Origin of the sequence: Exiguobacterium aurantiacum (assembly GCF_001766415.1) — a bacterium.
Classification (GTDB): domain Bacteria; phylum Bacillota; class Bacilli; order Exiguobacteriales; family Exiguobacteriaceae; genus Exiguobacterium; species Exiguobacterium aurantiacum_A.
Window position 1 is genome coordinate 62,736 of sequence record NZ_MKXO01000006.1, and the last position, 21,281, is coordinate 84,016.

Below are 21,281 nucleotides of genomic sequence, written 5' to 3' on the forward strand. Positions count from 1 at the left end.
TACAAATTAGAGATAAAGGCGGGATGGAATGAGAGCGACACAATTAGTGCAGCAAATGACGGTAGCCGAAAAAGTGGGACAGCTTGTTCAGACACTGCCATCCATTTTTTCGGATGACGAGCAAGATGTGATCACCGGACCGATCGCGGAGCTGCTTAAGGAAGACGGCATCACCGACGAGAATCGGTGGAACATGGGATCGGTCATCGGGATCAGCAACGCGAAGCAAGCGCGAAAACTGCAGGAAAGTTATTTGCGACATAATCGACTCGGCATCCCGCTCCTGTTCATGGCGGACATCATCCACGGGCACCGGACAATTTTTCCGGTCCCGCTCGCGATGGCCTGTTCTTGGGATCTCGACGGACTCGAACAAATGGCACGCACTTCTTCTATCGAAGCGACGGCCTCCGGTCTACACGTCACGTTCTCTCCGATGGCTGACTTGTCACGCGATCCACGTTGGGGACGCGTCATGGAATCGACCGGAGAAGACGTTTGGCTGAACGGGGAGATGGCGGCGGCGTTCGTCCGTGGCTATCAGACGAACGATTTGACGAGAGAAGATGCGCTAGCAGCCTGCGTCAAACACTTCGCGGCCTATGGTGCACCGGAAGGCGGACGCGACTACAATACGGTCGATGTGTCCGATCGCGAACTGCGTGAGTACCATCTACCAGCCTACAAACGGGCCCTTGAAGAAGGGGCGAAAATGGTGATGACGAGTTTCAACGTCGTCCATGGTGTTCCGGCCACTGCGAGCGAATATCTCATGCGGGACATCCTCCGAAGCGAGTGGGGGTTTGAAGGCGTACTGATCTCGGATTGGACGGCGATCAAAGAACTCATTCACCACGGTGTCGCCGAAACGTTGAAGGATGCGGGCGAACTCGCGCTACGAGCTGGCGTTGATATCGACATGATGTCGGGCGCATATTCTAACTATATCGAAGCGATGCTTGAAGCAGGGATCGATGAGGCGTTACTCGATGAGGCGGTCTTACGGATTTTGACGCTAAAAGAAGAGTTAGGTTTATTCGACAACCCTTACCGAGGGATCGATCAGACGAAAGAGACAGCGCTCCATCTGTCAGATGAGCACCGTGATCAAGCGCGGCGTCTGGCCGAAAAGAGTGCGGTCCTCTTGAAAAATGATGGTGTCCTCCCGTTACAAAAGCAACGTGTCGCGCTCATCGGACCGTTCGCCGACTCGAACGACGTGCTCGGTCCATGGGCGGGCTACGGGAAAAAAGAAGAGGCCGTGACGTTGCGACAAGCGTTCGACCGGGCCGAACTTCCATATACGTTTACGGGCGGGGCGACCGTCGAAGCAGAGATTGATTGGACGGAAGCATGCCGTATCGCGGAGCAAGCGGACGTGATCGTCTTGGCGCTCGGTGAAGCATCATGGATGAGTGGAGAAGCCGGCAGTCGGACGGACATTCGTCTTCCGAAGACGCAACGCGAAGGGCTTAAACGCCTGAAGGCGCTCGGGAAGCCGGTCGTGACGATCTTGTTCAACGGCCGTCCGCTCGACCTTCGCGACGTTGTCGAGCATTCGGATGCAGTGCTTGAAGCCTGGTATCCGGGGACCGAGGCCGGTTCGGCACTCGTGAACTTGTTGTATGGGCAAGTCAGTCCGTCCGGGAAGTTGACGATGTCGTTTCCTTACAACGTCGGACAAGTGCCGATCCGCTATGATGCGCTACGGACAGGGCGTCCGTCAGACATCGAACACGCCGACCCACGCTACACGAGCAAATATCTCGACGCGCCGAACGAGCCGCTCTTCCCGTTCGGATATGGCATGACATACACGACGTTTAGTTACAACGACTTCATCGTCAAAGAAGTAACGGACGGCATCGTCGAGGCGACGGTTGTCATTCGGAATGATGGGACGACGACGGCAGACGAGATCGTCCAATGGTATATCCAAGACAAAGTGGCCAAAGTCTCGCGGCCCGTCAAGCAATTGAAAGGGTACGACAAAGTGACGCTCGAAGCAGGTGAGTCTGTGACGGTAACGTTCACTGTTGAAGCAGACATGCTCCGCTATCTTCAGCCGAACGGTACGTTTGACGCCGACCCTGGAACGTTTACGCTCTTTGTGGGCCCGAACAGCCGTGACGTATTGGCAAAATCTTTTGAACTAAAAACAAAAACGAGGTGTACGACGTGAATGTATTAACCGAACAGACGACGCTGACAGCTGGAGACGTGAGCCTCTCGCTCACTCCGATGGGAGATATCCGTCAATTAAAAACCGGACCGATCATGGTCAACCAGTTGATCCACCATCCATTTGATGGCTCAATGGCCAACCTCTACGTCCGATATGAGAAAGGGGTTGCCCGTCCGTTGCTTGGGCTTCATTCACCTAGTGATTTCGTGGCCTCAGGCCAGGAAATCGTTTGGTCCGGGCGATACCCTGAGTTCGCTTATGAAGTACGGGGGACGCTCAGTGACACTGGCGTTCGCTTTGATGCGACATTCGAAGGGACAGGTCGATTCGACGTCACATACGTCCAAGATCTCGGGCTCGCTGATGAAGGCGGTGTCCGCACGAACGAGGCGTACATGGCCCAGTATATCGACTATGTGAAGACGGGTGCGGCGCTGATGGCCCGCCAAAACCAAAAGCAGTCGACCGGGTTCCCGGCGATTCGGATGACGTCGTCCCGAGCCATCGCAGAATATGCGACGGACGGATTTGACGTGTATGGGACATCGTATAAATTGACTGGACGGGCCGCGGGGCTAGACGGGGCATTGCCTTCCCGCGTGTATCAATATGAGTTCGCCTTGCCGACGCTTCGGACCGAAACGTTGGACATGGGGACGGACCGAGAAATCGCGTTCGAATTGTCATTCGTTCAAGATCATCCAGAGGCGCTGACCGAGCAATCGATCGAGCGTTTCGTAACGGTCGAAGCGGGAGCGCCTGTCGAACAAACAGTACGTCCGCGTCCGCGTCTTCGCCAACCGTTCCAACCAATCAGCGGAGCCGGGCTCACGATGACCGAAGTCGAGCGCCTCTATCCGGTGCGCCGACTCGAGGAGACGGAAGACGGACAGCTCTTGTCCTTCTTCACAGAAGAGGGCGCGCACGTCGTGTTGGCGGCGAAAGAGCACCTCGTTGAACGGAGTCACGGCAACATCTTATTGAACGCCGGCAGCCTGATGCCGGACGAGTCGAAGCTTGCGACGACCGTGTTCATGAACGGCGTCTTCAACTCGCACATCGTTTACGGCAACACAAACTTCAACAAGTGGACGACCAACGTCCGCAACCCGCTCAACGTCCCGAAAACTTCAGGGCAGCGCATCTATGTCGAGATGGACGGGGCATACCGTTTGTTGACGATGCCGAGCCTGTTCGAGATGCGGCTGAACGAGGCAGTGTGGCGCTACGAGCTAGACGGGGAGACGATCGTCGTCCGTACGTTCATCGCTTCGGATGCTCCAGTCATCAAGACGACCGTCGAATCGTCGCAACCGCGACGCTTCGTCATGAGTAACCAGATCGCGATGAACACGCAAGAGTACGTCGCCCCGTTCCACATGGAGCAGACGGACAACCGGCTCGTATTCAAGGCGGATGAGACGTCAGACAGCGCCGGGATACGACCTGATCTGACGTATGCAATCGAGAGCGATCAGCCGTTCCAACTCCTCAAAACATCGGATTGGTTCGATCAACCGTTCGAGGACGATCTCGTCTGGATGGCTTACGAGCCGAGTGAGCGTGTGACGATGCACCTTGGTCTGGCGACGCACACTCCGTTCGAGCTAGATGAAAAGCAGGAGCTACACGCTTACCGTACATGGATGGACAGCTATATGAACGGGCTCACACTTGAAGGTGAGACACCGGACATCGAGGCGTTGAATATTCAGGCGCTATGGTACGTCCAAAACATGCGGGTCCACTACCAGTCACCGCACGGTCTTGAGCAATATGGCGGAGCCGCTTGGGGGACGCGGGACGTGTCGCAAGGACCGATGGAGTTCTTGCTTTCGACCGGTCACTTTGACGAGGCGCGTAAACTTCTCCTCGTGATTTTCAGCCATCAATTCAAAGATGGGGACTGGCCGCAATGGTTCATGTTCGATGAATATGCGGGCATCCAACAAGAAGATAGCCATGGTGACGTCATCGTCTGGCCTCTCAAGGCGCTCTCGGATTATTTGAGCCGGACTGAGGACGTGACGTGCCTCGATGAAACGATTCCGTTCCGCGACCGGGACGGTAAAGCGGAGGCGAACGCTACACTTTATGCACACGTCGAACGCGCGCTCGGATTCATTGAAGAGCATTTCGTCGACGGCTCGGTCTTCTCCGCTTATGGTGGGGGCGATTGGGACGATACGCTGCAACCGGCCGACGAAGAGTTGAAACGTCACTTGATCAGTTCATGGACGGTCACCTTGACGTACCAAGCGTTCCGTCAGTTGCATGAACAGTTGCCAACGTCTGCTTTGGCAGAACGTCTAGGCGAGTTGAGCCAAATCATCCGCAAACAGTTCACCGACGAGATGATCCGTGACGGTGTGATCGCAGGGTTCTTGAAAGAAGTCGATGGACGGTTTGAGGCGATGCTCCACCCGTCTGATGAAACGTTGCCGATGCGCTACCGCTTGTTGCCGATGACGCGCAGTGTCATCGCGGAACTTGTCGATCAAGACCAGATGACACGTAATTTTGATTTGATCGCCACGCATTTGACGTTCCCGGACGGGGTTCGTCTCATGAACCGGCCGGCTGAATACCGCGGCGGCGTCAGCCGTCACTTTATGCGGGCCGAGCAGGCGGCAAACTTCGGTCGGGAGATCGGACTGCAATACGTGCACGCCCATATCCGTTACATCGAGGCGCTCGCGAAAGCAGGACATCGTGAGAAGATTCGCCCGGCCTTCAACATGATCAACCCGGTCCGGATGGACGAAGTGAAAAATGCCGCACCACGGCAACGGAACGCCTACTTCAGTAGCTCGGACGGGGACTTCGCTGACCGCTACGCAGCGGAGTCGCAATTCGACCGCTTGAAAGATGGGACAGTACCCGTGAAAGCGGGATGGCGCATCTATTCGAGTGGACCGGGAATCTGGTTCAACCAGCTCGTTTCGAACTACCTCGGGATTCGTCTCGGGACAAACCATGTCGAGCTCGATCCGATCGTGGATGCCGATATGCATGTCCAGCTCCGCCTCTTTGGTGCGGATACGACGATTCAGTTCCGCAAGGGTGACCCGAGCGTGACGCTGAACGGTCAGAAGTTGACTGGTCATGCTCTGTCGAATCCTTACCGAGAGGCAGGACAACGCATCGAAAAAGATGAATTTTTACGCTACGCCAAGGAAAAGAATGAGTTAGTGATTACGGTGAAAGGGTGACGAATTCGTCACCCTTTTCTTAATAGGAGGATCATATGGACGCAAAACAAGTGAACACGGTCTATCAAGTGTATCCGAAGAGCTTTCAAGACAGCGACGGTGATGGGGTCGGTGATTTAAGAGGCATCATCGGGCGTCTCGACTATCTGGAATGGCTTGGGATTGACATGGTGTGGCTGAATCCGGTATACGTCTCGCCCGGTTACGATAACGGTTATGACGTCGCGGACTATGCGCGGATCGACCCGATGTTTGGGTCGATGGAAGATATGGACGAGTTGATCCGAAAAGCGAAAGATAGAGGGATCGGCATCATGATGGACATCGTCGCCAACCACACGTCGCATCAGCATGATTGGTTCCTCCAGTCCGAGCGTGACCCGGAAGGAGCATACGGCGACTTCTACATTTGGCGCGATACGCCGAACGAATGGAGCTCGTTCTTCGGGGGCGGGACGTGGACGTATTCACCGGTCCGGGGCCAGTACTATTTCCATGCGTTCGCCCCGGAGCAACCGGATTTGAATTGGGGGAATGAGCAAGTACGGACGGAGATGGCGGGCGTCTTGGCGTTTTGGGCCGAGCGCGGGGTGACGGGTTTTCGTTTTGACGTCATCGATTTGATCGGGAAAGATGTCGACCGCAAACGATGGCTCGACTTTCCGTTGATGCGCCGCTACTTAAAAGATTTAGTGGCGCAAGTCGATGCCTCTTCTATGCTTCTTGTCGGTGAAGCGGGCGGATTGACCCGGGACGAAATTCTAGCTTTGCAACGGGACGGTTCATTAGACGTCGTCTTTAATTTTGAAGTCTGTGCCCTTGACGAACAAGTGGGGCAAGGCAAATGGAAGCTCGCCTCGTTCGAGCCGTCGCGGCTGAAAGCCACGCTCGACACGTGGCAACGGGCGTTTGCGGCCGAGGGACGCAATAGCCTGTTCTGGAACAACCATGACCAGCCTCGCGCCATTTCAAGATGGTATGACGGTGACGAGCGAGCAGCGAAAATGCTCGCGGTCCTCCTATACGGGTTGAAAGGAATCCCATTCCTCTATCAAGGAGAAGAGGTCGGTATGACGAACGGTATGATCGCGCCAGAGGATTATCAAGACGTCGAGACGCTAAATTATTTAGGGACGGGTGGAACGCTTGATGCCGTTCGAATGAAAGGACGTGATCACGCCCGGCTTCCGATGGCATGGGGGGAAGGAGCGGACACGTTCAGCACGGGAACACCGTGGCTTCGGTCGCTTCACCACGACGAAGGTAGGGACGTCTCGACGATGCGCTTGGATGAAACGAGTCTGCTTCACTTGTACCGAGAACTGATTGCACTGCGTCGGACGAATCGAGTGCTACGTGACGGGGCGTATGAACTCGTTCCGACCGAAGATCATCTGTACGTGTATCGCCGCTTCCTCGCGGAGGAGACACCACTCCTTGTCGTCGTGAATCTGTCTCCGGACACGGTACCGATACCGGTTGAATGCGGGGACCGATTGATTGCCACAGAGCAGGTCGAGTCACCAATGCTACGGCCGTATGAAGCGTTCATATGTTATAATTTTTGACAGAAGGAAGTGAGGAAATGGCAGGAATCAAAGACATCGCAAAAGAGGCGGGCGTTTCGATATCGACCGTTTCGTATGCGCTAAACGGTAGTCCGAAAGTGACAGAAAAAACGAGGCAACGCATCATTAAAATCGCCGAAGAGTTGAACTACGTGCCAAACGCCGCGGCGCGTACGCTAAAGACAAGAAAAACGCATATCATCGGAGCGTTTCTCGGGGACTACTCCGGATCGTTCTACGGGGAGTTACTAAAAGGGATCAACCAAGAGCTGGCTGATACCGGCTATGAGTTGATCGTTTGTAACGGTCCCGAATCACATCGTCTGATGACTGAGCGCATGGTAGACGGGGCGCTCATCTTAGGGCATCGCTTCACCCAAGAACAAATTTTAGAGTTCGCGGATCGAGGCCATCCGCTGACGATGCTCGACCGTGAGATTGAACATCCGAACATCAGTTGTGTGCTACTCGATAATCAAATCGGAATGAATCAAGAGATGGACGCCATCTTGGAAACGAACCCTAATCAGATTCATCTTGTGAACGGTCCGGTCGGCAACCATGATGCTGTCGAACGACGGAAAGTCGTCGTTGATCGCGCAAGCGCAGCCGGAGTCGCTGTTCGAGAATGGAACGGCGAGTTTACGAAACGTTCAGGTATCCGGGCAGCGAGTGAATTGCTTGAAGTGATTCAAGAAGGCGACGCCATTATTTGTTTGAACGACGATATGGCACTCGGGGTTTATGACGTCTTGCAAAACTTTTCTCTCCGGATCGGGGAAGATATCTCGCTCGTTGGCTTTGATAAACTTGAAATCACCAACTATACTCAACCTCGAATCGCGAGTGTCAGCTATTCGAAGCCGGACTGGGGCAAGAAGGCGGCTCGTGCGTTGCTCCATTTGATTGAAGCGAAGGAAAATTCAAAACAGACAATCCCTTCAAAATTCATTAAAGACGCTTCAATCCGAAAAAAAAATAATAAAAAATAAAATACGTATTGTAAGCGGATACATTGTGAACTATAATGTTTATAGAAACGTTTAACCTGTTGATTTTGCAGTAAACCTTTGTATAAACATTATTTTTTTACATGATAATCGAAACGTTTCGATTATCGAGAAACGGAGGAATTCAGATGAAGAAATTAGGGTTAGCAGCGGTAGCGGGCACGGTAATCATTTCAGGTGTGTTGGCGGGATGTTCTTCTGGATCGAGCGGCGATGACGCGAATACAATCACGGTCTGGGCGATGGGCGAAGAAGGAAAAGCTTTACCGAAACTAGCAGAACAGTATGAAAAAGAGAATGAAGATGTCAACGTCAAAGTACAGGCGATCCCTTGGGACACGGCGCACGATAAACTGTTGACTGCGGTCGCTTCGAAAAATGGTCCGGATGTCGTTCAAATGGGAACGTCTTGGATGCCTGAATTCGTAGAAGCGGGAGCACTCGCAGATATGAAAGATCTTGTAAAAGATTACCCGGAGCTCGATCCATCGAACTTCTATGAAGGATCGGTTGAAACGGTTCAATTCGAGGACGGCCTTTACGGAGCACCGTGGTATGTCGACACACGCGTTCTTTATTACCGGAAAGACGCGCTTGAAAAAGTAGGTTACCCGGAAGCACCGAAAACGTGGGATGAATTAGAAGACGCTTCGAAAAAACTAGCGGCTCGTGACGGGGAAGACATGTACGGGATCACGTTGGACACGAACGACCAAATGCTATCGTTCATGTTCGCTCGTCAAAACGGTTCAGAGCTGTTGACAGAAGATCAAGAACCGCTCTTTGATCAACCGGAATTCATTGAAAGCGCAGAGTACTTAACTAATTACTTCACAGAAGGATATGCGCCAATCGATTTAGGGCTTGATGTCGTTCAAGCGTTTGGGGTCGAGGAACCGAACGTGCCGATGTTCATCAGTGGACCGTGGATGATCAACATCATCAATGACCAAATGCCTGACATTGAAGATAAGTGGGGTACAGCCGTCCTTCCAGCGAAAGAAAACAATATCTCGTTCCTTGGTGGATCGAACTTGAGTATTTTTGAGAGCAGTGAGAAGAAAGACGAAGCTGCGAAATTCATCGCCTATATGAGTAAACCAGAAACACAGACAGAGTGGATGGAGATGACGAAGTCACTTCCATCGACGAAAGCGACATGGGCAGAGAATGAGACGCTCAAAAACGATGAGAAACTCAAAACGTTCGGTGAGCAAATGGAAGCAGCAGAGCCGATGCCGATGATGACAACGTGGGAAAAAGTAGCGCAAACGTACTTGCAGAGTTTTGAGAAGATGTATCGCGGTGCGGCTACTGTAGAAGATGAAGCTAAGGTGTTCCAAGAAAAAGCGAAGTCGATTTTAAAATAAACGGAGGGGTACACCCCCTCTCGTTTTATTAAAGGAGAACCTTATGAAACAATTTCTTAATGATCGAGCGCCATATTTGCTCGTCGCTCCGACCGTTCTCTTGTTACTCATGTTCTCGATCATGCCGTTATTCATCGCGTTTTTCATGAGTTTTACAGACATGGATTTGGCGGGGATTGCGAACTGGGCAAACATCGAATGGATCGGGCTCACCAACTACATCGAAATCTTCAAAGATGAAGTGTTCATTCAAGCGCTATTGAATACGGTCGTTTATGTCGTCATTGGGGTACCGATTGTCATCGGTCTCTCGCTCGCGATTGCGATGTCGATCAATTTCGGGACTGGCAAAGTCTTCGAATGGTTCCGTGTCGTCTTTTATATGCCGTCGATCACGAACGTCGTTGCGGTCGCCGTCGTCTGGGGCTTCTTGTTTAATCCGCAGTACGGCCTCTTCAACTTCCTATTAAACACAGTCGGCCTTCCAGACGTACCTTGGCTCCAAGACCCATTTGTCGCTAAGTTATCGTTGATCATGCTCGCTGTATGGCGTGCAGTCGGAATCAACATGATTATTTTCCTAGCGGCGCTTCAAGGGATTCCACGCACGTACTATGAAGCGGCAGCGTTAGATGGAGCGAGTACGTTCCAGCAAATGTTCAAGATCACAATCCCGTTGCTCCGTTACGCGATTTTCTTCGTGACGGTCACGACGCTGATCGGCTGGATCCAGTTTTTCGAAGAACCGCTCATCATGACCGAGGGTGGACCGCTCAATTCGACGACGTCGCTCGCACTCTTTATTTACAACAACGGTTTCCAGCTTAGTAACTTCGGTTATGCGGCTGCCGGGTCCGTCGTACTGTTCATTTTGATCATCACGGTGACACTCATTCAGTTCCGTCTTCAAAAGAGCGAGAATAACTATTAAGGAGGGACATTCATGATTCCAAACGAAAAACCGGTTGCCGTGAATGTGAAGCGGGAGAAATTCTCGCCACTTCCCGACTTAAACCATAAACGAAAAGCCAAGCTGTCGCAGTTGTTCGTCGCGCTTGTTTTGACCGTCCTTGGCATCGCCTTCATGTTGCCGTTCTTCTGGATGGTGATCTCGTCCTTTAAAACGGATGCGGAAATCTTGTCGCTACCGTTGACAATCTTACCGGAAAACGTGACGTTCGAGCATTACATCGATTTATTCGTAAATTTAAACTTTTTGACGTATTTGAAGAATACGTTGTTGATCGTGCTTGCATCATTTTTCGGTTTATTGCTCACAGCAATGGCCGGTTATGCGTTTGCGAAGCATAAATTTAAGGGAAGTAACGTCCTGTTCATCGGTGTCTTGGCGACAATGATGATCCCGGGTCAGGTTACGATGATTCCAGTTTATTTGATGCTCAATCAAATGGGTCTTACGAACACGATGACGGGGATTGTCCTCCCCGGTCTCGTCGGGGCGTTCGGGGTCTTCTTGTTCCGGCAGTTCATGACGACGATTCCAGAAGAAATGTTAGAAGCGGCCCGCTTGGATGGAGCGAGTGAGTTTCGGATTTTCTTCTCAATCGTCTTGCCGATGTCAAAACCGATTTTGGCTGTACAAGGGATCTTAACGTTCATCGGGGCCTGGAACAGCTTCTTATGGCCGCTTATTATCGCTAACGACGAAGCGCTTTACACGCTGTCTGTCGGACTTGCGCTCCTCCAAGGGCAGCACGGTGGGAACTATGCGTTACAGATGGCCGGGGCCACATTCATGGTCGTGCCGATCATCATCATCTTCATGATTTTCCAAAAGTACATCATCGAAGGGTACAATATATCTGGGATGAAGTGAACCTTACGCCATGTAAGGTTCTTTTTTTATACTCAGGACATCGGTCCTTTATACTTTAGATGAGTGAGATGTACATTGAGATAATCACTTGCACTACATCATAGAATCGAGGAAATGAAATATGTTAGCCATTATTATTGGACTCGTGATCGGCATCTTACTACCGATACAGACGAGCGTGAACTCGCGTCTGCGTTCGATCGTCGGGTCACCGTTTGTCGCTTCGTTCCTATCATTCGCGGTCGGGACGACCTTTTTATCGCTCATCCTTCTTGTCTCTGGACAAGGATTCGGGTTCGACTCGTCAATCTTTCAGCAACAGCCGATCTGGATATGGTCGGGCGGCTTGTTAGGGGTCATCTTTTTAACGGGGAACATCCTCTTGTTCCCACGGCTCGGCAGCGTCCAGACGGTCATCATGCCAATCTTTGGACAGATCGTGATGGGGCTGTTAATCGATCACTTCGGTTGGTTCAATTCGACCGTGAGCGTCCTCACACCGTGGCGCGTGTTTGGGGCCTTGCTTGTTTTACTAGGGGTCGTCGGGACGGTCGCACTCACAGACTGGATCAATCGCCGACGTGGGAAATTTGTCATCGCGAACCGGGTGGAGACCGGTAACTTGAACGTCTGGCGTTTACTCGGAATCGGGACCGGGATGATGAGTGCGATGCAGACCGCCATCAACGGCTATTTAGGGACTGTGCTCGAGTCTGCGCTAAAAGGCGCGCTCGTCTCGTTCGTCGTCGGAATCGTCACACTTCTCCTCGTCTTACTCATCCTACGGCCGAGCGTCGAATGGCGCGGGCTATCGGGACAACCGTGGTGGATTTGGCTTGGTGGGATCATCGGCGCGCTCTTCATCGGCGGGAACGTCTTGATCGTCCCGATGGTCGGGACCGGCATCGCCGTCGTCATCGTCATTGTCGGCTTATTATGCGGTAGTTTGCTGATTGACCGGTTCGGTTGGTTCGGTGCGGCCAAAAATCCAGTGACCGGGATTCAACTCGTCAGTTTGCTCGTCATGGTGCTCGGCATCATGATGATCCGCTTGTCATAACATATAAGGAGGGGATACGATGCGCGGAGTCTTGTTCGCCATCAGCGGCGGGTTCTTTTTAACGTTGCAAAGCGTCGTCAACGCACGAATCAGTTCACAGATCGGCACGTGGCAGGCCGCGACATTGACGCAGATGACCGGCTTCATCGTGGCGCTGCTCGTCATGCTGGCTGTGCGTGACCGGACGTATAAACAGATGCGACACGTGCACCCGCTCTATTTGTCGGGTGGCGCGTTCGCAGCCCTCATCTTGTTCAGCAACATGACGGCCGTCCATCAGCTCGGCGTCACGTTGACAATCTCCTTGTTTCTGATTGCGCAGCTCGCCCTCGCGCTCGTCATCGATTGGCGCGGCTGGTTCGGGATGGTGCGGCGTGAGTTGAACGTGTCACAATTGCTTGGTGTTGCGATGATGGTCGCCGGCATCATCTTGTTGAAATGGTAGGAGGGGACCGGATGCTAGAACACTATTTGACGCAACAAGAGTTACAAGTCTTGCCAAAAGCAACACACGAACACTTCACGCTCGTCCGTTACGAGCCGGGCGCGACGATTTGCGCCCAAGGTGACGACGCGCACCACCTTCATTTTCTCGTCAAAGGCAAGATTCGCGTGGCGCATACGTCGGCAACGGGTAAACGCCTCGTACTGTCGTTCAAACGTCCGTTCGATTTGATCGGTGACATCGAATACGTGCGCCGGACTCCGTACTTAAATACGGTTGAGGCGGTCACGTCGGTCGAGATGCTCGTCATCCGGTTCGACGATTTGGCCCGGCACGCGGCGGACGATGTGGCGTGGCTCCATTATCTGTTAGAAGAGATCACGAGAAAGTTCGAGTTGAAGTCGCAGTCGATGAGTTTCAACTTGTTCTATCCGGTCGACGTCCGGCTCGCGAGCTACTTGCTGTCGATGACGCCGGACGAGCGTGCGCTCGGGTCGACGGTCGATGAGTTGACCGATATCGCCGACTTGATCGGGACGAGTTATCGCCACGTCAATCGGACGCTCAAACGCTTCGTCGAGCAAGGATTGATCGAACGGGATCGTCGGTCGATCGCAATCATCAATCGCGCCGGGTTGATCGCTGTCGCAGGGGAGAGTATTTATGAGTGAGGGGGAAGGACAATGGCACTTGGAATGATGCTCGCGGTCATGGGCGGCATGCTCGTCTGTGTACAGAATACGTTCAACGCCAACGTGAAACAACGGGTCGGGGCCTGGGCGACGACGACGCTCGTCCTCGCACTTGGTTTTCTCGCCTCTCTCTTCATCGGATTGATCAGTGAAGGCGGCGGTTTGTTTGATTTACGTGACATGGAGACGTGGTACTGGTTCAGCGGCATCATCGGTGTCGGTGTCGTCATGAGCGTGACGCAAAGCGTCCAGCAGCTCGGTCCGAGTTACGCCATCTCGATTGTCATGGTGTCGCAAATCTTGTTCGCCTTGCTGTGGGATACGCTCGGTTGGTTCGGACTTGAGGCGATCCCGTTCACGTGGAAGACGGCGCTCGGCATCGTCTTGATCGTCGGCGGGGTGCTGTTGTTCCAGTTGAGTGGGAAGAAAATGACCGCGCGCCAGCAGGTAAAACAAGTAGGTTGATCTTCAGAATGATTTACGGCAATTTGTACAAGTTTGCCCGTGTTCCTGCCGTCTCACGACGCTTTGGCAATGCGGGCATTTTGTCGTGTGCGAGGCGTTCGGTTGAATGAGTGAGCGTTCCTCGAACGATGACGGATATAAAGTATAGGAACGAGTCACAATAAAACCGACGACGCCGAGCAAGACGGCTAAAATGAGGATATCCATCGAAATCCCTCCTAATAATTGGTATGCTAGTTGTATATACGCGTCATGGATGGATTTGGTTTCAAGGAGGAATAAATTATGGTGACACGAGAAGAAAGAGTCGAACAATTGAAGGTGCGTCCGAAAAAAGGTGCATTTAAATTGTTGTGGGCCGCCGCCGCTGGACTAGGACTTGGTTGGTGGATATATATCAATGCATCGTTGCCAATGCTTGCGATGTTGTCCTTTTGTATGATGACGGCTGTCCCGCTCAGTCACGTATCGTGGCAGAAGACGCGCGTATCAGTGACATTCAATGAAAATCGTTCGTATCAACGATTAATCCGGGCGAAAGGCATCATCGCGATTGCGATGTTGTGGGGCGTGCTCGGTCTGATGTTTGGACACGTATCCGGTTTCTTCGCATTATCAGTGTTCAGTGGACTGTCGGCGATGTTGATTGCAGGTATGTTAGTGGTTGAGACGTGGCTCGATTATCGCTTGCTCCGCATCGATGACGAGCACGTCGTCGACAGTCTGTTCGGGCTGACGAAGCGGGAGCAGATGAAACGGAAATGGGACGAGAAGTGATGGTCGAGCATACAAATCGCTTGCTTCAATTGATGCGACTTGAACAAGTATCGATTCGTTTGTTTGGTCTGCTAGTCGCCGTCATCATCTTAAGCTCATTCTATCTTCATAGTCGGTATACGTTGACGAACGTTCAAGTGTTCGCGGCCTTTGTAGTCATTTACGCAGCACTGGTCTTATGGGGCTGGTCGCGGATGAAGCTATTGCTCCGCTTTAGTTCGGATAAGCTGTATCGCCGATATGTTCGAATCAACTTTTTATTCATCTTCATGACGGTAATCGGGCTCGCTATATTTGTTTGGGGCACAGTCATTCAAAACTTTCAAAACGTAACGTATTCATTGCTTGGTACGCTAATCGTTTTACCATTCCTATATTTTGAATGGTGGGTGAATGAGCGACTCAAAAAGATTGACCCAGAGCATGTGACGAATCAAGACATTCGCCAATACAGACGAATGAAGAAAGCAGGAGAACAATGATCATTTGGAACGATATACCGGACGACCCGAACCGGTTGCCCGTATTAACGGACGACGTATTGATTGAAGTGGAAGGGCGCCTTGGGGTGAAACTGCCGGACGATTATCTCCAGGCGATTCGTATCCAAAACGGGGGATATGTCGAACAGCGCGATTTGCCGATTGTATGGAATGGACAAGATGACATCGCCCTCGTCGATTCAATTTCTGGGGTCGGGAGTCACAAAGGGTTAATCGAATCGAGAGCCTTGTTGACGGAATGGGGTGTCGAGGATGACCAGTTAATCGCCTTCGCAGGCGATGGACATTTCTTCCTCGTGTTCGATTACCGTGAAGGAGCGACGCCAAAGATTGCCTATATCGATACGGATACGGAAGAGATTGATGTCTTGTTCGACTCGTTCAGTCAATTTAGCGAAGCGCTCACGACGGTCGACATGGGAGTACATGCAGAAATGATTCCAGAACCGGTCGCTGAAGTGAAGCAGAGGCAGTCACTCTTGGACGATGCACGACGTCTGCTTTATAGCGAAGAACCGAAAGAGAAACTGCACGGTGCGGTTGTTTGGTTCAATGAAGTGGACTCGCTCGGAGCGAACGAACTCGTTCGTGAACTGTTAACATGGATGGATCACGAGCTGTTACGAGATACGGCGACAAGCGTCATTCAAGAAGTCATCATTCGACGGAAGCCTTTAAATCAACAACTGTTCGAAGCATTTTTTGAGACGCTCCACAGGCAAGACGACGCCTATAGTAAACAACGTTACGAAGAGACGATGTACATTCTCGACAACGATATTTGAGTCGAGTGAAACTATTTGCTGTTCTCTTTCGTAAAAAAAGGTAATGAGATTTAATGAGGGGGATTTGATGGTTGACCATACGGTAAGACTTGAACGAATGATTGAAAATGACCAGAAGCGACAAAAACAGACGCTGTATCCGACATTCGGGTTCATTGCACTGTTCATCGTTTATTTCATGACAACGGAGGTTTTGTTGCTGTTGCCGATCATCTTGGTCGGACAGTTCCCGATGCTCTATAAAAGCTGGCACCGCATGAAGTTGTTGCTTACTTTCAACGACGATGTCCGTTATCAACAAAAAGTACGGTCCGAATTTGGTTTGGCCGTCGGGAATCTCGTGTTTCTCCTGCTATTGATTACGAGTTCGATGCTCGGGTGGATCACATTGCTTACATTTATCATCGTCATTATTGTCGGACTCATCACGTTCGTGGTGTTAGGTGTCCGCATCGATCGCGAGTTGAAAACGATTGACCCGCAACATGTGACAGGAATTGAACTCAGCAAGGTGCAACGTGAGCGCAAAAAATGAAAGAACGTTTGATGGAGGCCGTGGCTATGGTAGAAAAACAAGAACGACTGAAACGAATGGTCGAGAACGACCGCAACGTGAACCGGACGGCGCTTTTGCTCACGTTCGCAATTTTAGGGATCGCCTTTTACTTCATTTTCACGCAAAACATTAAAGTGGCGACGTTCGCCGTCATCATCATGGCGACCCAGTTGCCGAGTTTATATCGGGCCTGGCACCGGATGAACTTACTGCTCACCTTTAACGACGAGGCGCGCTATCAAAAGTTCGTCCGTCTCGAATTCGGGATCGTGCTCGCCAATGTCATCTTGCTGGGTATCTTTATCGCCATCGCCTGGTCGATTGAAGGCTCGCTCCTCGTCTTCGCGGGAATGCTTCTTGCCTTGTTCATCCCGTTCATTTTCTTATCGGTCTGGGTGAACCGGAAGCTTGAACTGATTGACCCGGAGCATGTGACGAACCATGAGTTGCGGACGGCGCATCGCGATGCGTCGAAGAATCGGTTTAACTAGAAGGAGATAAATAAATGCACCTCACAGATGGAATGTGGCAACTGATTAACATCGTTCTGACGTTTTGTGCAACGTGGATTGGTTTTATGGTTGTCTATCGCTGGATGGAAGACTAAAACCCAGCTTCTGATTCGTCAGAGGCTGGGTTTTCTTATGAAAACATACCGACTAAACAGCCACAGATGACCATACCAGCTGTATAAAACTTGAAGCGGTGTCTTTCCCAAAACGAGTCATTCACGTTGTCACCGCCACATCATCTTGAATGCCTTCGACCATCTTCACGAACGCCTCGTCTGGGTCGGTCGTCCCGGACGCGCGCAACCAGTCTTGGAAATCGCCTTCATACAGGACACGACCTTCATGGAGGAAGATGACATGGGACTCCAGCTGGGATAAGTCATGCAGTTGATGCGTCGAGATGAGGCACGTCCGACCGTCTTTTACGAGTCGCTGTAAATGGCGCATGATGTTGATGCGTGACGCCGGATCGACGCCGCTCGTCGGTTCGTCGAACAAGTAGAGCGATCGTTTGACCGAGGCGAGCAATGTCACGAATAGCCACTTGCGTTCTCCGACCGACATTTTGCCGAGCTTCATCTTCCACAGATGCTCGAACAGCTCTTGTTCCCGGGCGGTCGTGAGTCCGTTGACATAAGTCGCTAGTCGCTTGAAGTCAGGCCGCTTTGTGAGCCGTCCGATGAAGTACGTGAGATCTTTTCCCGTTAATTCGTTGTGATACAAAATCTGTTGCGTTAAATACAGCATGTCAGACGATGGCACGAACTGTAGCGAGGCCCGGTCGACTGGGAGCGTCCTTGTCATACAATCAAACAACGTCGTCTTCCCGGCCCCGTTCAGGCCAATCAAGACGTTCAGTTTATTCGGATGTAGCGTGAATGAGACGTCGTCGAGCACGGGACGTGTTGCTTTCGGATAAGAGTAGGTCAAGTTTTGAATGTTCATCATTTCCTCCTAGCGTGTGACGGATGAGACGAGGTTGAAGCGATTCATCGCGAACAGGCCAACGATGACGTAACCGACAAGAGAGAGAATTGTCGTAATCAGGTTAAACGAGACGTCGACTTGCGTGACACCATGAACGACGGCAAGCGATAGTTGAAGTAGGGCATAAAACGGATTGGCATAACCGAACCAGACATCTGGCTGTTTGACGGCTAAAAGGAACAGCGGATAGGTGAGAATGTTCGCAAATTTCATCAAGCTCGATACTTTCACCGGCAGAAGCGTCAAGACGACACTTCCGAGCGCGAACGGGAAGCTGGCGAGTAATAGCAGGATTGGGCTCGCGAGCAAACCGAAAGTGAAATGACCGTGGACGAGCGTGACGACAACTGTGAAGAGTAGGAGACTGATTGCGGCAAACAAGAGCTGGGCCAATAAGATGGCCAACATGTATGTATATTTGTTGCCGGAGATCATGACGTACGTCTTCATGAGACCGTATTCGCGCATTCGTGCGAGTTCGAGCGCAATCCCGTTCAAATAAGTCGCCAAGATGATGTACACCCAAAAGTACGACAAGTACGTGGCATACTCGGCAGACGTCATCGTACCGATATTTGGTGGACTGTACAGGAGGGCGACACCGAGCGGGAGTCCCATCGTTAAAAGAAATGGAACTTTATCCGTAAGGACGATTTTTGCGTACAGAAAGAAATAACTCGTGATTTGATGCATATATACCTCCGAGGTTGATGTGGATTAATTCGATATACGCATTTACTAGCATGATAGTTTCAATTATTTGTAAATTTATCCGTTCATACTTTGTTTATAACTTCTGTTTATCCTTGAGGTACAACCAAAAGGAGGAATCGACAGATGAATAAAAAACTGAAGTGGGGATTAGGTGGTGGCGCCCTTGCCATCGCGTTAGGAGCGGGCATTTTCTTGATGCCGCAATCGGTCGAATATAAGTCAGAGCAAGTGGCGACGGAGACGATTGAGAACGTCTATACGTTTGCCGGTCAGGTGACGACTGTCGGAGAAGATGCGACCGGACGACTGTTGATCGACGAGCGGGATTTAGGGAGAGTCGAGGAAGGTGATGCGCTGACGATCTATGCGAACGCATTGGACACTGAACTCGAAGGAACGGTCGAATCGATTGCGGATGAAGCGGAAGCATTGACGACTCCGGGCTCGTCAGCACGTTATGCGATGAACGTCACGTTGCCTGAAACGGACGGATTACGAAACGGGATGACGCTCGAAGGCTCGATTGTCGTCGAACGTGTCGAAGAAGCAGAGACGCTATCACTCGACAGCATCACGTTTGAAGAAGGCGACGCCTACGTGTACGTCGAGGGCACGGATGGTCCGGTGAAACGGCAAGTCGAGCTCGGCATCAGCGACGGCAGCCGCGTTGAGATTAAAGACGGATTAGACGAAGATAGCGTCCTCTTAATGGATGAGGCGACAGCTGGAGGCATCATGCCACCACAGATCGGAGGCGGACAATGAGCGCACTCATTGAAGTCACCGATTTGACGAAAGCGTACGGGTCGGGTGAAAACGAACAGATCGTGTTGAACGGTATCGATTTGACGGTTCACGACGGCGAGTTCGTCGCCATCCTCGGGCCGTCTGGTTCGGGGAAATCAACGCTCATGAACATTCTCGGTTGTCTGGACGGATACACGAGCGGTCGCTACAGCTTTGGCGACCGTGACGTGACCGGGTTATCCGAGACCGAATTGTCGGCGTTCCGCAATCAGCAGATCGGGTTCATCTTTCAACAGTTCAACTTACTGCCGCGATTGACGGCAAGCGAAAACGTCGAGTTACCACTCATCTATCAACGGCTGTCGAAGTCGGAACGAAAAGACCGGACGCACCAGATGTTGACGCGTGTCGGGCTCGGCGATAAACAGAACCATTACCCGAATCAACTGTCGGGTGGGCAACAACAACGTGTCGCCATCGCTCGGGCGCTCGTGACAAATCCGTCTCTACTGCTCGCCGATGAGCCGACCGGGGCGCTCGACCAGACGAACGGACGTCAAATTCTGAACTTGTTTCATGAATTGCATGCGGAAGGGAAGACGATCATCATGATCACACATGACCTCGACATCGCCAAAGAAGCGACGCGCATCGTCTACGTTCGGGATGGCCGTATCGAGAAGGAGGAACGACGATGATTCGAGAAAATATACGTATGGCTTGGCTGACGGTGATCAGTCATAAGATGCGCTCTTTCTTGACGATTCTTGGAATTGTCATCGGGACGGCGTCCATCATCACACTCATGACGGTCATCTCAGGTGTCACGTCCTCGATCAATGAAGAAGTCGCGACGTTCGGGGCGGACCGAATGAGTGTCCAAATCGAAGATGCGACGAAGAATGGCATCAGCGTAACCGAAGTGGAACGTCTCGAAGCGATTGACGGTGTCGAGTCGTTATCACCGACGACAAGTCATCAAGCGGACGTCTATTTGGGCGGTCAAACGACCGAACAGAGCGTCCTTGGGAAGAGTGACGCGTTCTTCTCAGATTCGACACTCGCTTCCGGGCGAGGCATCACGCCAGTGGACGTCTCGGAGCGGACGCGCGTCGCCGTAATCGGCGATACGATCGTGAAGGAATCGTTCCCGACCACGTCGCCAATCGGTGAGACGATCACGATTGGCGGGATCCGTTACATCGTCGTCGGCACGCTCGCCCCGTCTTCAGAGTTTTCGATGTCGACGGACGAGACGATCGTCATTCCGGTGACGACCGCGCTTCACCAGTTTCATGTGAATACGATTTCGACGTTTGACCTGTACACGGAATCAGGACAATCTGAGACAGTAAGTGATGAATTGACGCAGCAGTTGACGACCGCATTTAACGGTCGGGACGCGTTTACCGTCACGAGCTTTGAAGACGCCCTCGCGTCCATCGACCAAATCAACGCCTTGCTCAGCATGCTGCTCATCGGCATCGCGTCCATCTCGCTACTCGTTGGCGGTATCGGCATCATGAACATGATGCTCGTCTCGGTGACGGAGCGGACGAGTGAGATCGGCTTACGAAAAGCGTTGGGCGCGACACCGGCGAAAATTCGCCAACAGTTCTTGTTTGAATCGGTGCTCTTGTCCGTCCTCGGTGGGTTGGTCGGTGTAGTGGTCGGCGCGCTCCTTGCCTTCGGTTTGACCGTCGTCATGGGTGTACCGTTCACGTTGGCTAGTTCGACCGTCGGCTTGGCACTAGGGTTTTCAGTCGTGATCGGTGTCATCTTTGGATATATCCCGGCCCGTAAGGCGTCCGCCTTGCAGCCGATTGAAGCGTTACGAAACGCATAAAGAAAGAAGG

At 51.9% G+C, this 21,281-nt stretch carries 22 protein-coding genes; 19 read left to right on the top strand and 3 right to left on the bottom strand.

What is annotated here, in order from left to right; translation table 11 throughout:
- Nucleotides 1-28 precede the first annotated feature (28 nt).
- The 11 genes from BJU60_RS11755 (at nt 29) to BJU60_RS11805 (ending at nt 13,844) form a co-directional block, all read left to right on the top strand.
- Nucleotides 29-2,182 (top strand): glycoside hydrolase family 3 N-terminal domain-containing protein, encoded by a 2,154-nt coding sequence (locus tag BJU60_RS11755; RefSeq protein WP_070329041.1) that lies wholly within the window; start codon nt 29-31, stop codon nt 2,180-2,182.
- Complete coding sequence (locus tag BJU60_RS11760; protein ID WP_083274132.1) at nt 2,179-5,397, top strand: GH36-type glycosyl hydrolase domain-containing protein; 3,219 nt, start codon at nt 2,179-2,181, stop codon at nt 5,395-5,397. Before BJU60_RS11755 ends, BJU60_RS11760 begins: the two co-directional genes overlap by 4 nt.
- A 35-nt stretch (nt 5,398-5,432) precedes the next feature.
- Nucleotides 5,433-6,965, top strand: coding sequence for an alpha-glucosidase (locus BJU60_RS11765; protein ID WP_070329042.1), 1,533 nt, complete (start codon nt 5,433-5,435; stop codon nt 6,963-6,965).
- Nucleotides 6,966-6,982: 17 nt separating this feature from the next.
- Complete coding sequence (locus BJU60_RS11770) at nt 6,983-7,957, top strand: LacI family DNA-binding transcriptional regulator (RefSeq protein ID WP_070329043.1); 975 nt, start codon at nt 6,983-6,985, stop codon at nt 7,955-7,957.
- Between the two features lie 146 nt (nt 7,958-8,103).
- Nucleotides 8,104-9,345, top strand: coding sequence for a sugar ABC transporter substrate-binding protein (locus BJU60_RS11775; RefSeq protein ID WP_070329044.1), 1,242 nt, complete (start codon nt 8,104-8,106; stop codon nt 9,343-9,345).
- Between the two features lie 43 nt (nt 9,346-9,388).
- On the top strand, nt 9,389-10,276 hold the full coding sequence (locus BJU60_RS11780) for a carbohydrate ABC transporter permease (RefSeq protein ID WP_070329045.1): 888 nt from the start codon (nt 9,389-9,391) through the stop codon (nt 10,274-10,276).
- Nucleotides 10,277-10,288: 12 nt separating this feature from the next.
- The gene (locus BJU60_RS11785) at nt 10,289-11,182 is read left to right on the top strand and encodes a carbohydrate ABC transporter permease (protein ID WP_131466293.1); all 894 of its coding nucleotides are present in this window, start codon (nt 10,289-10,291) and stop codon (nt 11,180-11,182) included.
- A 121-nt stretch (nt 11,183-11,303) separates the two neighbouring features.
- Entirely contained in the window at nt 11,304-12,242 is a 939-nt protein-coding gene (locus BJU60_RS11790) for a DMT family transporter (protein ID WP_070329046.1), read from the top strand.
- 19 nt (nt 12,243-12,261) lie between these two features.
- Nucleotides 12,262-12,687, top strand: a complete 426-nt coding sequence (locus BJU60_RS11795; protein ID WP_070329047.1) for a DMT family transporter — start codon at nt 12,262-12,264, stop codon at nt 12,685-12,687.
- Between the two features lie 11 nt (nt 12,688-12,698).
- A complete protein-coding gene (locus tag BJU60_RS11800) occupies nt 12,699-13,358 on the top strand; it encodes a Crp/Fnr family transcriptional regulator (protein ID WP_083274133.1) in 660 nt (219 codons plus the stop codon).
- A gap of 12 nt (nt 13,359-13,370) precedes the next feature.
- Nucleotides 13,371-13,844, top strand: a complete 474-nt coding sequence (locus BJU60_RS11805; RefSeq protein WP_070329049.1) for a DMT family transporter — start codon at nt 13,371-13,373, stop codon at nt 13,842-13,844.
- Between the two features lie 3 nt (nt 13,845-13,847).
- Here BJU60_RS11805 and BJU60_RS11810 read toward each other — a convergent pair whose 3' ends face one another.
- Complete coding sequence (locus BJU60_RS11810) at nt 13,848-14,051, bottom strand: hypothetical protein (protein ID WP_070329050.1); 204 nt, start codon at nt 14,049-14,051, stop codon at nt 13,848-13,850.
- Between the two features lie 78 nt (nt 14,052-14,129).
- Between BJU60_RS11810 and BJU60_RS11815 the strand changes: the two genes are divergently transcribed.
- The 5 genes from BJU60_RS11815 to BJU60_RS11835 are packed head-to-tail and all read left to right on the top strand — an operon-like array spanning nt 14,130 to nt 16,956.
- The gene (locus tag BJU60_RS11815) at nt 14,130-14,621 is read left to right on the top strand and encodes a hypothetical protein (RefSeq protein WP_070329051.1); all 492 of its coding nucleotides are present in this window, start codon (nt 14,130-14,132) and stop codon (nt 14,619-14,621) included.
- Nucleotides 14,606-15,103 carry a hypothetical protein gene (locus BJU60_RS11820; protein WP_131505177.1) on the top strand — a complete coding sequence of 166 codons (498 nt, stop codon included), beginning with the start codon at nt 14,606-14,608 and terminating at the stop codon, nt 15,101-15,103. Before BJU60_RS11815 ends, BJU60_RS11820 begins: the two co-directional genes overlap by 16 nt.
- The gene (locus tag BJU60_RS11825; RefSeq protein WP_070329053.1) at nt 15,100-15,909 is read left to right on the top strand and encodes an SMI1/KNR4 family protein; all 810 of its coding nucleotides are present in this window, start codon (nt 15,100-15,102) and stop codon (nt 15,907-15,909) included. Before BJU60_RS11820 ends, BJU60_RS11825 begins: the two co-directional genes overlap by 4 nt.
- 43 nt (nt 15,910-15,952) lie before the next feature.
- Complete coding sequence (locus tag BJU60_RS11830) at nt 15,953-16,444, top strand: hypothetical protein (protein ID WP_254281697.1); 492 nt, start codon at nt 15,953-15,955, stop codon at nt 16,442-16,444.
- 26 nt (nt 16,445-16,470) lie between these two features.
- Nucleotides 16,471-16,956 carry a hypothetical protein gene (locus BJU60_RS11835; protein ID WP_070329055.1) on the top strand — a complete coding sequence of 162 codons (486 nt, stop codon included), beginning with the start codon at nt 16,471-16,473 and terminating at the stop codon, nt 16,954-16,956.
- A gap of 237 nt (nt 16,957-17,193) precedes the next feature.
- Here BJU60_RS11835 and BJU60_RS11840 read toward each other — a convergent pair whose 3' ends face one another.
- Together BJU60_RS11840 and BJU60_RS11845 are read right to left on the bottom strand one after the other, a co-directional pair.
- A complete protein-coding gene (locus tag BJU60_RS11840) occupies nt 17,194-17,922 on the bottom strand; it encodes an ATP-binding cassette domain-containing protein (protein WP_083274134.1) in 729 nt (242 codons plus the stop codon).
- 9 nt (nt 17,923-17,931) lie between these two features.
- Nucleotides 17,932-18,657 (bottom strand): hypothetical protein, encoded by a 726-nt coding sequence (locus BJU60_RS11845; RefSeq protein ID WP_070329057.1) that lies wholly within the window; start codon nt 18,655-18,657, stop codon nt 17,932-17,934.
- A 144-nt stretch (nt 18,658-18,801) separates the two neighbouring features.
- On the opposite strand from BJU60_RS11845, the gene BJU60_RS11850 reads away from it, so the two are divergent.
- The 3 genes from BJU60_RS11850 to BJU60_RS11860 are packed head-to-tail and all read left to right on the top strand — an operon-like array spanning nt 18,802 to nt 21,271.
- On the top strand, nt 18,802-19,443 hold the full coding sequence (locus BJU60_RS11850; RefSeq protein ID WP_070329058.1) for an efflux RND transporter periplasmic adaptor subunit: 642 nt from the start codon (nt 18,802-18,804) through the stop codon (nt 19,441-19,443).
- Nucleotides 19,440-20,123, top strand: a complete 684-nt coding sequence (locus BJU60_RS11855) for an ABC transporter ATP-binding protein (protein WP_070329059.1) — start codon at nt 19,440-19,442, stop codon at nt 20,121-20,123. The genes BJU60_RS11850 and BJU60_RS11855 overlap by 4 nt, the downstream gene beginning before the upstream one ends.
- The gene (locus BJU60_RS11860; protein WP_070329060.1) at nt 20,120-21,271 is read left to right on the top strand and encodes an ABC transporter permease; all 1,152 of its coding nucleotides are present in this window, start codon (nt 20,120-20,122) and stop codon (nt 21,269-21,271) included. Before BJU60_RS11855 ends, BJU60_RS11860 begins: the two co-directional genes overlap by 4 nt.
- The last annotated feature ends 10 nt before the right edge of the window (nt 21,272-21,281 follow it).